General features: G+C 63.4%; 14 protein-coding genes. 5 read left to right on the top strand and 9 right to left on the bottom strand.

The genetic code is table 11. The features are described 5' to 3' along the window. Positions 1-396: 396 nt before the first annotated feature. Positions 397-1,059 carry a hypothetical protein gene (locus D1Y85_RS20120; protein ID WP_124152832.1) on the bottom strand — a complete coding sequence of 221 codons (663 nt, stop codon included), beginning with the start codon at positions 1,057-1,059 and terminating at the stop codon, positions 397-399. Positions 1,060-1,813: 754 nt separating this feature from the next. Between D1Y85_RS20120 and D1Y85_RS20115 the strand changes: the two genes are divergently transcribed. Next, positions 1,814-2,794, top strand: a complete 981-nt coding sequence (locus D1Y85_RS20115) for an aldo/keto reductase (protein WP_124152831.1) — start codon at positions 1,814-1,816, stop codon at positions 2,792-2,794. Positions 2,795-2,828: 34 nt separating this feature from the next. Here the strand turns inward: D1Y85_RS20115 and pdxR are convergent, their stop codons facing one another. Continuing rightward, positions 2,829-4,307, bottom strand: a complete 1,479-nt coding sequence (gene pdxR, locus D1Y85_RS20110; RefSeq protein WP_185219052.1) for a MocR-like pyridoxine biosynthesis transcription factor PdxR — start codon at positions 4,305-4,307, stop codon at positions 2,829-2,831. 169 nt (positions 4,308-4,476) lie between these two features. Between pdxR and D1Y85_RS20105 the strand changes: the two genes are divergently transcribed. Further along, complete coding sequence (locus D1Y85_RS20105; RefSeq protein WP_124152830.1) at positions 4,477-4,938, top strand: GNAT family N-acetyltransferase; 462 nt, start codon at positions 4,477-4,479, stop codon at positions 4,936-4,938. A 7-nt stretch (positions 4,939-4,945) separates the two neighbouring features. Here the strand turns inward: D1Y85_RS20105 and D1Y85_RS20100 are convergent, their stop codons facing one another. From D1Y85_RS20100 to D1Y85_RS20090, 3 genes are all read right to left on the bottom strand, one after another. Further along, on the bottom strand, positions 4,946-5,536 hold the full coding sequence (locus D1Y85_RS20100) for a DUF3501 family protein (RefSeq protein ID WP_124152829.1): 591 nt from the start codon (positions 5,534-5,536) through the stop codon (positions 4,946-4,948). A 46-nt stretch (positions 5,537-5,582) separates the two neighbouring features. After that, complete coding sequence (locus D1Y85_RS20095; protein WP_124152828.1) at positions 5,583-6,920, bottom strand: heterodisulfide reductase-related iron-sulfur binding cluster; 1,338 nt, start codon at positions 6,918-6,920, stop codon at positions 5,583-5,585. Between the two features lie 221 nt (positions 6,921-7,141). Then, a complete protein-coding gene (locus tag D1Y85_RS20090) occupies positions 7,142-7,564 on the bottom strand; it encodes a rubrerythrin family protein (protein WP_124152827.1) in 423 nt (140 codons plus the stop codon). 315 nt (positions 7,565-7,879) lie between these two features. On the opposite strand from D1Y85_RS20090, the gene D1Y85_RS20085 reads away from it, so the two are divergent. Beyond that, positions 7,880-8,239 carry a DUF3564 domain-containing protein gene (locus tag D1Y85_RS20085; RefSeq protein WP_124152826.1) on the top strand — a complete coding sequence of 120 codons (360 nt, stop codon included), beginning with the start codon at positions 7,880-7,882 and terminating at the stop codon, positions 8,237-8,239. A 370-nt stretch (positions 8,240-8,609) separates the two neighbouring features. Next, positions 8,610-9,386, top strand: a complete 777-nt coding sequence (locus tag D1Y85_RS20080) for a DNA/RNA non-specific endonuclease (protein WP_124152825.1) — start codon at positions 8,610-8,612, stop codon at positions 9,384-9,386. 33 nt (positions 9,387-9,419) lie between these two features. Here the strand turns inward: D1Y85_RS20080 and D1Y85_RS20075 are convergent, their stop codons facing one another. From D1Y85_RS20075 to D1Y85_RS27965, 3 genes are read right to left on the bottom strand one after another with little or no spacing between them, the layout of a single operon-like run. Next, positions 9,420-10,007, bottom strand: a complete 588-nt coding sequence (locus tag D1Y85_RS20075) for a BPSL1445 family SYLF domain-containing lipoprotein (RefSeq protein WP_124152824.1) — start codon at positions 10,005-10,007, stop codon at positions 9,420-9,422. A gap of 51 nt (positions 10,008-10,058) precedes the next feature. Beyond that, entirely contained in the window at positions 10,059-10,841 is a 783-nt protein-coding gene (locus tag D1Y85_RS20070) for a peptidoglycan DD-metalloendopeptidase family protein (protein WP_246024992.1), read from the bottom strand. Between the two features lie 50 nt (positions 10,842-10,891). Beyond that, entirely contained in the window at positions 10,892-11,014 is a 123-nt protein-coding gene (locus tag D1Y85_RS27965) for a hypothetical protein (RefSeq protein ID WP_281278307.1), read from the bottom strand. A gap of 270 nt (positions 11,015-11,284) precedes the next feature. Between D1Y85_RS27965 and D1Y85_RS20065 the strand changes: the two genes are divergently transcribed. Next, positions 11,285-11,545, top strand: coding sequence for a hypothetical protein (locus D1Y85_RS20065; protein WP_124152822.1), 261 nt, complete (start codon positions 11,285-11,287; stop codon positions 11,543-11,545). 80 nt (positions 11,546-11,625) lie between these two features. Here D1Y85_RS20065 and D1Y85_RS20060 read toward each other — a convergent pair whose 3' ends face one another. Beyond that, the gene (locus tag D1Y85_RS20060; RefSeq protein WP_124152821.1) at positions 11,626-12,330 is read right to left on the bottom strand and encodes a dienelactone hydrolase family protein; all 705 of its coding nucleotides are present in this window, start codon (positions 12,328-12,330) and stop codon (positions 11,626-11,628) included. Positions 12,331-12,400 lie beyond the last annotated feature (70 nt).

Raw genomic sequence — 12,400 nt, 5'->3', positions numbered from 1 at the left:
TTCGGCTTCCGCGCACAGCGCCTGGTAGGCGTCCATGCCGGACACCGTGGCACTCGCTACGATCTGTGCGGACGGCGCGAAAACGCGGTCTTCCCGCAGTACGGATTCCAGCATTTGATTGTCTCCATCATCTGTTCTACCGCTGCGTGAGCGATAGCTACCTTATTTATTGGTTACATCGAAACTGCAGGCGACTCTTGTTTTTATGGAATGTCGCGTTACGTATTCATAACCGCATTCACTTACCTCAAACTTACGCAATGCCCTTCAGAACGCCGTGGTTTGATCTGCGCACGGGTCACGGCGAAGGACGCAGCGTCGCACGCAGTGATGGACACGGCCACCTGTGCGGCACCACGCTCGTTCCGCGCAGCATCGTGCACGTTGTGCAGGGTTTCAGTGGATCGTCCGCGTTGTTTGCGATGCACCGCACGATCGTGCGGGCGTCGATATCCAGCACACCGTATCAGCGTCGTAGACAGTCCAGTGATCGCCATCGGGCTCCGCGCGTGTCAGCGAAGCAACCTCCAGCGCGACGCTGAGCGCACACGCGAATGTCATGTCGTCCATCATCGCAGTACGATCGATCGATTCCGGGTAGCCGTGCGCGCCAACGCACTCCCATAGCTCGCGCATGATGTCGAACGCCCACTGGCTGAAGTTGAAGACCGGATCGAGACCGAGGTCGGGCAGCTCGAATGTGGTTTCGAGATAGCACAGGCCCGGCGCGCCATTTGCAACGGTCAGCGCACCTGTCGAATCGCATGCGAACGCGAACGTCATTGCGCAGTTGAGCGCTCCGTTCACGTCGCGGATATCACCATGCAGATCGAAGGCCTGCAGCGGAATGCACCTCCAGTCGTCCGTGTCGTCCTGCGCACGATGGATATTGCGCAGCGTGGCGTAGACGCAGGCATGAAGGCGCGAGACGAATACGGCGAGGCCGCCATGTCCGCCCCATCCTGCACACGCGGGTTCGGCGAAACACGAACCGTCACGCCGATGTACGCGGCGCACGACAACCCAGAGAGCGAATGGCGCGATGTAGTCAGTCGGCATCGGGCAGAAGGGAGAAGTTAGTAGAGTCTTGAGCGCGAAAACAGGCGGCTGAGACGTCGCCACCACACAAGGCGATTGCCCAGAGCGGAAACGATCGATCCCTGCCTGTTCGCGCGAAGCGCTGCCGCAACGTCGTCCCCGACCCAGAACGTGCTTGTGATTCGTCGGTGATCCGCTGCCGGTGTGTCTTGTCCCGGCGCCAACGCCGCACTAGAAGTCGGTGAATGCGGTCTCGCGTGTTCCGGGTGCTTTGTCAGGTTCGCCATAGACAACGCATGGTCAAGAAGCGCAAATCCTTGACGATACGTTGTGCTTTCCATGCAACCGGCGTCTTGTGGCGCGACACGCGGTTCTCTGTCATCGACGGACACGAATCCGAATTCGTCGACCGGAATGCAGTAGTCAGCATTGTTTTGTCCCACAGTGGCTCCCACCGGATCGAAACGGTCACAATGCAGCGGGCCAATGGACCAAGGCCGATACGCACTCCGAATCATATTGGTTTGATTATCCTGCTCAGGATAAATATTACCCGACACAAATTAACACATAATTCGTTAACCTAGCTTTCTCGAAATTCGACACTTGATCGCCATACATCCTCGCCGAGGGTAACGCGCTTGCTGCGCAATCGCTCAGGCTGAGATACGCTGGCGAAATCGTCGTCAGGCGCCAGGCGGGAATCGCACTGCCTGCGCGCGACATCGCGACAACGTCGCTTGAGTCATCCGCTTTCGCACAAGGAGCAACAGCAATGGACTACGTCAGATTCGGCTCGACCGGCCTGGAAGTTTCGCGTCTGTGTCTCGGTTGCATGACCTACGGCGTACCCGGGCGCGGCACACACCCGTGGACGCTCGACGAAGACGCCGCGCGCCCGCTCATTCGCCAGGCGCTCGACGCCGGTATCAACTTCTTCGACACCGCCAACACTTACTCAGACGGTACCTCCGAGGAAATCGTGGGCCGCGTGCTGCTCGACTCCGTGAAGCGCGACGACGTCGTGATCGCGACGAAGGTCTACAACCGCATGCGTCCTGGCCCGAACGGCGCGGGCCTCTCGCGCAAGTCGATCTTCGCGGAGATCGATAACAGCCTGCGGCGCCTCGGAACCGATTACGTCGATCTCTACCAGATCCATCGCTGGGATTACGACACGCCGATCGAAGAAACGCTCGAAGCGCTGCACGATCTCGTGAAGGCGGGGAAAGTGCGCTATATCGGCGCTTCGTCCATGCACGCATGGCAGTTCAGCAAGGCGCTCTATACCTCGTATCTGAACGGCTGGACGCCGTTCGTGAGCATGCAGGATCACCTGAACCTGCTTTATCGCGAGGAAGAGCGCGAAATGCTGCCGCTGTGCGCCGATCAGGGCATCGCCGTCATGCCGTGGAGCCCGCTCGCACGCGGCCGCCTCACGCGCGACTGGAACGAGACGAGCGAGCGCGAGCGTAGTGACGCCTATGGCAAGCGGCTCTACGAAGCCACCGCCGATTCCGATAGCTCGGTCATCGCTGCCGTTTCGGCGGTTGCGAAGGCGCGCAACGTGTCGCGCGCGCAGGTTGCGCTCGCGTGGTTGCTGCAGAAGCAGGAGGTGACTTCGCCCATCATCGGCGCCTCGAAACCGCTGCATCTCGAAGATGCCGTCGCGGCGCTCTCGCTCGATCTCACCGACGAGGAGGTCGACGCGCTCGAAGCGCCGTACGTCCCGCACCCGGTGGCCGGGCACGAGTGAGCCGCAGGTCGGCGTCGTCAGTTAGCCCCGTCGGTCAGCCGGCACCGCCCAGCATCGCGCGCACCACGCGCGCGAGCGTCGCCATCAGTGTGTCGGCGACGCCTGGCGGCGCTTCGGCATAGCCGAGCAGAAAGCCGTTGTAGCGCGCGATGTCCGGACCGGGGAGGCAGTATGCGCTAAGCGGCGACAGATTGAGGCCATGCGCGTGCGCGGCCTCGCTCACGTCGATATCGCACAACGGCACGTCGAGGCGCACGGTTAGATGCATGCCACCCGCGTCGGCGGACACCGTCACGATTCCCGCGAGATGCCGCTCGATCGCGGCGACCAGACCATCGCGGCGCTGCTCGTAAAGCTTGCGCATACGACGCAGATGCCGCGCAAAACGCCCGCTTTCGATGAACTCGGCCAGCGCCATCTGCTCGGCTACGCGCCCTTGCCGCCAGAGCGCGCCGACGGCCTTAGCAACCTGCTGCGCCACGCCCTGCGGCACCACCATGAAGCCGATGCGCAACGCCGGAAAAATCGTCTTGCTGAAGGTGCCGAGGTAGACCACGGGCGTGTCATCGGCCAGCCCCTGGATAGACGGCAGCGGCGGGCCGCCATGGCGCAGCTCGCTGTCGTAGTCGTCTTCGATGATCCACGCGCCGCACGCGCGAGCATGCTCGATAAGCACGAGGCGGCGCTCGAGGCTCAGCACGCTGCCAAGCGGATACTGATGGGACGGCGTGAGATACACGAGACGCGGCGGCGCGTCGCGCCAGTCCGCCGCACTCGGCGCCATACCTGTTGCATCGACGCTCACCGGCACGAGTTGCAATCCCGCTGCCAGCATGGCGACACGCGCGCCGAGATAGCCGGGATTTTCGATCCACACGCGTTCGCCCTGATCGGCAAAGAGGCGCGCGCACAGGTCGAGGCTCGACTGGGTGCCATCGGTGATGAACACCTGTTCCGGCTGGCAACGCACGCCGCGCGACACGCGCACGTACTGCGCAATCGCCTGACGCAACGCCGGATGGCCCGCGCTGTCGCCGTAACTCATATCGCTCGCGCGCAGACGGCGCATCGCTCGTTCGACCGACGTGCGCCACTGCACGAACGGAAACGCGTCGAGCGCGGGGACACCGGGGCGCAACGCCGTGACGCCGCCAGGGCTGCCGCGTCGCGGCGGAAGTTCGCGCACGCGGCGCGACAGAAGCGGCCCACCTTCGCTCGCCCGCGCCGCATGCGCTTGCAGCGCCGCATCGCCGTGCGTCACTGCATTGACGATCGAACCGTGGCGCGTGGCCGTGACGAAGCCCTCTTCCACGAGCCGTTCGTACGCGTACAGCACCGAATTGCGCGCGATGTCCAGTTGCTCGGCGAGCGCGCGGCTTGACGCGAGCCGCGTGCCCTCACCGATGTCACCGTCGAGAATCGCGCGGCGCAAACTCTCGTATAGCAGGTCCTGTTGCGTGAGCTTGCGCGCCGTGCGGCGCGCATAGGCCGCCATCATTAAAGCGTAGTCCAACCCGTGGCTCCATGAATTCTCGCTGTCGTGGGACTAACAATGGTGCCACAGATCGCTTACGCTTGGACGTGTCGTCGGCCGAAGGGCGCCGGTTTGCCACGTGCGCCCGCTCACCGCACTGACTCACCGATTCCCCACGGCATTCCAAAACGAACGAAGGAGAACGATCTTGACCGACACCCTCGAAGTGCGCGCCGTCACACGCGCCGACTACGACGCCTGGCTACCGCTGTGGGATGGCTACAACCGTTTCTACGGTCGCTTCGGACCGACCGCGCTGCCGGAATCGATCACGCGCACGACGTGGTCACGCTTCTTCGACGGCATCGAACCGATGCACGCGCTCGTCGCGCTGCGCGGGGGGCGTATCGTCGGCCTCGTGCACTACATCTTTCACCGCAGCACGACACTCGACGGCCCGATCTGCTATCTGCAGGATCTGTTCACCGTCGAGGCCGAACGTGGCAAAGGCGTGGGGCGCGCACTGATCGAAGGTGTCTACGCCGCCGCGAAGGCGGCGAACTCACCGCGCGTGTACTGGCACACGCACGAGACGAACCACACGGCGATGCGCCTCTACGATGGCGTCGCCGACAAGCCCGGCTTCGTCATGTACCGCAAGGACGTTTGAGACGGCGTCAGTCGAGATCGGCGACAAGCGATGCGCGCGTGTCGCCGTCGATCGTCTGCGTGGCCACGCGATAGTTCGGATGATCGCAGCCGATCATGAGCGCGGCGCCCTCGCGCAATCGCGCCTTCATTTCAGGCGTTAGCTCGAAGCGCACGAAATGGACCGCCGAGGTCTTCTCGGCGTTCTCGCGTTCGAGGTCTTCGTCGGCGATCGCATAAACCGGCGCTTCGCCCTCCACCTGCACGAAGATGCGATCCTCGATGCCGATGAGCCGCGCCAGCGCGGCGCGGCGCTCAATCTCGCTTTCGTACTCGATCTGCATCGTCGCCTTGAGATTGCTGCCATCGGGCACGAGCGGCAGATACGCTTCCAGCTCGCCCTGAATGCCGTCCTCGTCGAAAATCTTTTCGATGTGCAGCATCTCCTGGATCTGATAGCGGATCGTCGCTTCGTCTTCGAACAGGAACGTCAAGTGATTGCCGAGCGCGACAGCGCGCCGCTTCTTGTGTTCGATGATGCGGTTGCGCATGTCGCCGCGCACTTTGGCGTAAGCCTCCAGCGTCAGCAGCGAATTTCTCGCGATTCTCGCAATAGTCATCGTCAGAGCCTCATGTCGTCAATGGACATAAATTGCTTCGGATACCTTAGATACCATAAGCGCGACGCAGCAGCGTGAGCGGATGCGCGAGTGGCGGATCGCCGAGCTGATTCTCGCCGATGCCCTGCGCAATATGATGACCCGCCAGCGCGCAATCCGATGAGATAAACGCCGGCTCACCCTGCGCCATCTGCTTGAAGACGGGCTTGCCGATCTTCATCGACATCGCGTGAAATTCCTTCTTCACGCCGAACGTGCCCGCGTGTCCCGAGCAGCGCTCTACCACGTTGACCTTCGTTTCGGGCACAAGCGACAGCAGATCGGATGTCTTGCGCCCGATGTTCTGCACGCGCGCGTGGCACGGCACGTGATACGAAACGTTGCCGAGCGGCGTCCGGAAATCGGTCTTGAGCAGGCCGTCGCGATGCCGCGAAACGAAGTATTCGAACGGATCCCAGAACGCTTCGCTCACCGCGCGCGTGTCGGGGTCGTCGGGAAACATGAGTGGAAGCTCGTGCTTGTACATCAGCACGCAACTCGGTACGGCGCCGATCAACGCGTAACCTTCGCGCGCGTACTGCGCGAGGACGGGCATGTTCTGCGCCTGCTTCTGTGCGACGCCCTCCAGATTGCCCTGTTCGAGCAACGGCATGCCGCAGCACGCTTCGCTCTTCACGAGCACCCAGGGAATGGCGTTGTGATCGAGCACGGCGAGCAGGTCGTGGCCGATGCCGGGCTCGTTGAAGTTCACATAGCAGGTCGCGTAGATCGCCACCTTGCCCGGTGTGCGCTCGCCGTCGCGCACTTCGCTCGATGCGGCACGCTTCGCAGCGCTGCGGAACTTGCGCGCCGCGAAGTCGGGCAGCCATGCCTTGCGGTCCACACCGAGCGCGTCCTCCATCAGGCCGCGCATCGCCTTTGTGTGATTCACGGCATTAACGGTCTGCGTGACGACCGGAATGCCCGCGAAATGCCCGAGCGCATCCGTGTTCGACAACACACGGTCGCGCAGCTTCACCTCGCCGTTGCGATAGTCGATGGCCTTCGCGCGCAGCATCAGGTGCGGGAAATCCACATTCCACGGATGCGGCGGCACGTAAGGGCATTTCGTCATGTAGCAGAGGTCGCACAGGTAGCATTGATCGACGACCTGACCGAACTTCGACTTGTCGACGTCGTGCGCCTCGCCGCTGTCCGTTTCGTCGACGAGATCGAAGAGCGCCGGAAACGCGCCGCACAGCGACACGCAGCGGCGACAGCCCGCGCATATGTCGAATACGCGGGCCAGTTCCGTGTCGAGCTTTTCCTTGTCGTAGAACGCTTCAGACTGCCAGTCGAGTGGATGCCGCGTCGGTGCTTCGAGACTGCCTTCCTTGTGGGGCATGACGTCTCCAGTTCTAGTTATGAGGGCGCGAGCGCGGGTGGCCAGCCATGCGTTTGCCGCGCACCGGTGCGCAACCGGCGCGCCAATCGGCAACAACCCGGACACAGGCCGGACACATTCCGTGTTCAACGCGCGCACGTGGCACACCGGCCCACGCGCACCGCTACCGTGTGCGTGTGGGCGTTTCTCGCGCGAATGCCGGATGCATCACCGGCGCGCGATCAGTCCGCGAGCACCTCCAGCGCCTTCGTATAACGATTCGCGTGGCTGCGCTCCGCCTTCGCCAGCGTCTCGAACCAGTTTGCGATTTCGTCGAATCCCTCGTCGCGCGCTACCTTCGCCATGCCGGGGTACATATCGGTGTATTCGTGCGTTTCGCCCGCAATCGCCGACTGGAGGTTCAGCCGCGAAGAGCCAAACGGCAGGCCCGTCGCCGGGTCGCCGACGGCTTCCAGATATTCGAGGTGACCGTGCGCGTGGCCGGTTTCGCCTTCGGCTGTCGAGCGGAACAGCGCGGCGACGTCGTTCTGGCCTTCCACATCGGCCTTGGCCGCGAAGTAAAGGTACCGGCGATTCGCCTGCGATTCGCCCGAGAATGCATCCTTGAGGTTTTGTTCCGTCTTCGAGCCTTTTAGCTGTGTCATCGATTCCTCCATCCATCAGCGTGATATGTGGGGACGCAGCGCTTCCTGCAATCTTGCAGTGCAGCAGGACAGTGATAAGACGCGGTTACGCCGCATCTATTAATCTAGGAGCCGGCTGGGACGTTCCCAATTGTGATTTTCAATCCCGCCGATAGTCGGCGATGGCCGCCGATGGCCGCGCCCAGCAACGCGCGTGCCGCGACTATATTCAGCAGCGACGAATTGCCTCGACCAACATGCACATTACGCTCTTGCAGCCACACGCAAACGTCCTACAGTTAATTGCTCACCTCAACACGCTCTATCGGAGCTGACATGAGACTTACCATCCTGATCAACGGTTCTGACCCGACCGTCAATCACGACTACGCCGTTCTATGGCTCGATACCGACCAACGCCGTTGGTCGCGGGAGTCGCACGACGGCATCGACCTGCCCAAGTGGGGCGAGGTGCACGACGCAGACGGCGTGACATCGCTGTGCGCGCCCCTCGACGACTCGCCGCTCTGTACATTGCGCGGTCTGCATGTCAATCGCCGGCAGGAAATCAGCTCGTCGGACGGCGACGCCACCTGGTCGTGCGAAACCTCGCACGCGCCGATGGAAGGAAAATGGCGTCTGCAAGCGGTCGACCGCCAGGTCGTGCACGCCGAACACGCATTATTCGCGGGCTGACGACGTAGCGCGTTGCGCAGTCCCGCTTCGGTTCCACCCGGAATCACTTTAGTTTTTCGCAAGCACGCGGCGCCGCACATCCGGCGCCGCGTCGCGTTGCGTTGTATCGCGCGTGCATGGCCGCGTGGATGCGTGATACGCGCGCGGGCCGCCCGGGGCCGCCACTCGTCGCACGCCCCTCATTCATGAATACACCTGGCGCGGAAGGCGCGGGCATCGTATCGATCACACTCGACGATTCCCGGTGCCGCCCATCGGCCGCCAATGCCCGCCGCATGAAACCGGCGCAATGGCGTGGCTGGCCGCGTGCGAACGCGCCCGTTATACTTTCAGCCCGCCGTCACCCTGCCCGAGTTTGCCTGCCTTGCCGATGAAGAAGTTCGCTGCCTGTCTCCTGATGGCTGTCGCAAGCCATGCGTTCGCCGCGCCGGACTGTACCGCGTTCGCTCCCGGCGGTCAGTTCCCCACGGTCACGAATCCGCGCATGGCGCCAAAGACGCGCGTGCTCTGCTATTCGGATTTCGCGGTGCTGCATTCGGGCGTCACTCACGGTCCGCTGTGGTCCGCCGAGCATCTCACGCGCGAACACCTCGAAGCAGCGAAGGACATGACGCGCACGAACCGCTTCTTTGAAGACGACCGGCTGCCGGCCGGGGAAGGCGCGACGCTCGCCGATTACAGGCGCAGTGGCTTCGACCGCGGTCATATGAGCCCGGCAGGCAACCGCTGGAATCCGCAGGCGATGGCGGAGTCGTTCTCGCTCGCGAACATCGTGCCGCAGGACCGCGAGAACAACGAACGTCTGTGGGCACGCATCGAAGCAGCCGTGCGCCGGCTCGCCACAAAATATGGTGAAGCGTGGGTCGTGACTGGCCCGCTCTTCACGGGCGCGCAATTGCAGACGATCGGCCAGTCGCGCGTGCTGGTGCCGACGCAGATTTACAAGGTCGTGTACGTGCCGTCTCAGCAGCTGGCGTTCGCGATCGTCGCCGACAACACGAGCGCCGAGCGCTACGACGTGCGCTCAGTGCGCGCCCTCGAACAGCAGAGCGGGATCAGTTTCCCGGGCATCCCCGCGAGTGCCGCCGAAGCGGTGAAAGTGTCATTCAACGGCCGCACATTCGCCGTGCGCAAGTGGGGTTGGTGAGCGAAGCGCTCGCGCGCGCTGACTTCGCGTGAGTTACGGGCTCTCGATGTCGAGGCGCGAGACCTTCGCGCCTTCAAGCGACACGCCCGCCATCAGACCGGTGTTCGTCAGCACGAACGCCTCTATGGGATTGACCGCCGTCGAGGTATCCACCTTCCCGTTCGCGCCCATCTTGACGAGGGCGACCGTCGCATCGGCGCCCGCTGACCATCCGCTGCTGTGCATGAAGCGTTCGAGCGCGCTCTGCGTCATGAACGCATAGACGATAGCGCGCGACTGCACGCCGAACTGGAACCCGAACGAGCCGCCGATCGAATTGAAGTAGCCAGCCGTGCGTCCGTCGATGCGCAGCGCGCCGCGCCCGTAATTGCCACCCACGAAGAATCCTGCGCCGATCACGGAAGGGAACACGAGCACACCGCGCGCTTTCCCGATGAGTTCGCCGGAGCCCGGCACCGTGCTGTAGAGTCGCGCGAGCGCGGCGTCGCAATCGGTATCGATTTCACGGCGCGCCTGCGCGTTCTTGCTCGCGGTGTCCGTCGACAAGCTCGTCGTCGTGCAGCCCGCGAGCGCGCCCGCGGCGACGGCCAGGCCGCCAGCAAGGAATTGCCTTCTGTTCATTGTTCGTTCGCCATTGCGATGCATCGGCATCGCTTCTGTGTTCGTGTTCATCTACGGGCGCGGCGTCGGCAGGCGCGGGAGCGGATTGACCGGCTTGCCGTCCTCGCGTATCTCGAACACGAGCGACGCCTTGCCCGCCTGGTCCGTGCCGCTTTGCGCGATGACGTCACCCTGCTTCACCGCCTCTCCCTCTTTCACGAGCAGCTTGCTGTTGCGGCCGTACGCCGTGATCAGTTGCGTGTCGTGCTTGATGATGACGAGATTTCCGTAAGCCTTGATGCCGTTGCCCGCATAAACCACACGGCCCGCCGCGGCGGCTTTGACCGCCTGGCCCGCCGCGCCCACGATCACCACACCGCGCGACTTGCCCTCCACGAACGGCGTGTTCACGCCGCCGTTCATGGGCCAGACGAAGCGCGACCTGGTGTGGTTCGTGGCGGCGGTGGGCGTGGGGGCGGCCGTCGCTGGCTGCGCCTGGGCGCTACCGGAGGTGGTATCGGCGCCGGGCGGCGTAACGCGCAGCAGTTGGCCCACCTGCACGAGGCCCGAGTCGGGCAAATTGTTCCAGCTCGCGACGTCGGCCACGCGCTGGCTGCGCGTTGTAGCGATGTGATAAAGCGTGTCGCCCGGCTTGACGCGGTAGTAGCCCGGCGGCGCATCGGCATCGGGCGCCGCCGACGCAGGTCCGGTGGGCAGGAGCGGTGGCTGCGCCTGCTTCGCGGGCGCGGATGCCGTGTTGCCTGCATCGCTTGAAGAAGCAGGCCATGGTGTGAACGTGCAGCCGCACAACGCTGCGGCCACCGCGACCGAACACGCGGCGCCTCGCGTCGTCAAACCCAGACTGAATCCGCGACGCACCGCCTTGCAAATCAGTACGCGCATCATCAGTTATGCGAATCGTTTGTTTCAGACAGGTGCGCAGCGCCTGCGAGTGCGTCCAGTGTGCCACCGTCGTTGAAACGGGTGACGGCCCCGATAATTTCCGCTATTTTTTCAAGATTACTCACGACACGTTCCTTCTTCCTGCGAATTGCGAGACGCGCGACAAGCACGCGGCGCCACGAGGCACAAGTGCGAAATGATCGTCGCTTTACGCGACGGCCCGCCGTGCTACGCGCGCGGACATTGACCGATGTCAGTCGACAAACGGCGAAACTTCGCGTTTCTAACAAAGTTTTAACAATGCGCGCAGCGCGGGAAGAATGAAGAAGACGTTCGAGACCATCGCGAGTGGCTATCTATAATGCCGACGGTGGCACTTCAAGGAGGATCGCAAGGTGTTCGACGCATACGCAAACGACGACGACGTCCTGAACGTCGAGGGAGACGCGCTCACGGTCACGAACGGCACGACGCGCGTGACACTCTCTGGCACGCTCGCACTCACGCGCGACAAGTGCGGGCTTGCAGCCGCACTCGCGCTCAAGGCGGCACTGGATAGCGTCGTGCAGAAGTTGCAGGCCGATCCGCACCTGCCCGCACGGATTGCCGACGAGCCCGACGAAAAGCCTGGCGTCGTCGACAATCCGTTCCGTTGAACGCGCCGCGCGGGCGCTGGTACGACGGCTTGCGCGACGAATTCATGACAGCAGCGCGCTTCCCGCAGCGCGTTTAAATCCTAGATGGGGCCGAGCACGCGGCGCAGCATCGCGAGCGAGCGCGAATACGCCATCGTCGCTGCGGACTCGTCATAGTGCGGCCGCGATGGTGACGCAAACGCATGGTCACAGCCTTCGTAGGTGTAAAGCTCGACGCCGGGTTTGCCCGCCAGCGCCTTCGCAATGCGCTCGCGCGTGGCGGCATCGCAATAGGCGTCGTCGGCTGCGAAATGGAGCATCAGAGGGCACTGGATCTTCTGCACTTCGCCGAGATAATTTTCGATGCCCACCGCGTAGTAGCCGATCGCGCAATCGGTGTCGGTGCGAGCAGCGGCCAGAAACGCGATCCGTCCGCCGAGGCAGTAGCCGAGCACGCCAGCCTTGCCGCTATGTGACGGGAGCGCCCGCAGCGCGACGAGCGTCGCGGCGACGTCGTCCGCGGCGAGATCGTTATCGAAGCGCTCCAGCAGCGCGAGCGCCTTTGCGAGGTCCTCGTCTTCGTAGCCAAGATCGACGCCCGGTTCAAGCCGCCAGTAAAGGTCCGGCACCATCGCGACATAACCCTCTTCGGCGTACTGGTCGGCCATCGTCCGCATGTACGCGCTTACGCCGAAAATCTCCTGCAACAGCACGAGTCCCGGTCCGCTGCCCTTCGCCGGCAGCACCGTGTAGGCGCGAAACGTGCCACCATCGCGCGATTTCACCTGGGTCCACTGTCCGTTCATGGGCTGCCTCCTTCCGTTCGGGTGGATGGGTAGCGGCCCTTACCACTGATCCGCGATCAGCCGTCGATGC

It is taken from the genome of Paraburkholderia dinghuensis (genome assembly GCF_003837865.1).
GTDB lineage: Bacteria > Pseudomonadota > Gammaproteobacteria > Burkholderiales > Burkholderiaceae > Paraburkholderia > Paraburkholderia dinghuensis.
Note: the sequence above shows the minus strand (reverse complement) of the source record. Positions and strands in the feature narration are given on the sequence as shown.

Coding starts and splice junctions, on each gene's coding strand:
- D1Y85_RS20095 (WP_124152828.1), bottom strand. CDS start 6,920: ATGCCCCACAAGGAAGGCAGTCTCGAAGCACCGACGCGGCATCCACTC.
- D1Y85_RS20060 (WP_124152821.1), bottom strand. CDS start 12,330: ATGAACGGACAGTGGACCCAGGTGAAATCGCGCGATGGTGGCACGTTT.
- D1Y85_RS20115 (WP_124152831.1), top strand. CDS start 1,814: ATGGACTACGTCAGATTCGGCTCGACCGGCCTGGAAGTTTCGCGTCTG.
- D1Y85_RS20120 (WP_124152832.1), bottom strand. CDS start 1,059: ATGCCGACTGACTACATCGCGCCATTCGCTCTCTGGGTTGTCGTGCGC.
- D1Y85_RS20085 (WP_124152826.1), top strand. CDS start 7,880: ATGAGACTTACCATCCTGATCAACGGTTCTGACCCGACCGTCAATCAC.
- D1Y85_RS20090 (WP_124152827.1), bottom strand. CDS start 7,564: ATGACACAGCTAAAAGGCTCGAAGACGGAACAAAACCTCAAGGATGCA.
- D1Y85_RS20075 (WP_124152824.1), bottom strand. CDS start 10,007: ATGAACAGAAGGCAATTCCTTGCTGGCGGCCTGGCCGTCGCCGCGGGC.
- D1Y85_RS20080 (WP_124152825.1), top strand. CDS start 8,610: ATGAAGAAGTTCGCTGCCTGTCTCCTGATGGCTGTCGCAAGCCATGCG.
- D1Y85_RS20100 (WP_124152829.1), bottom strand. CDS start 5,536: ATGACTATTGCGAGAATCGCGAGAAATTCGCTGCTGACGCTGGAGGCT.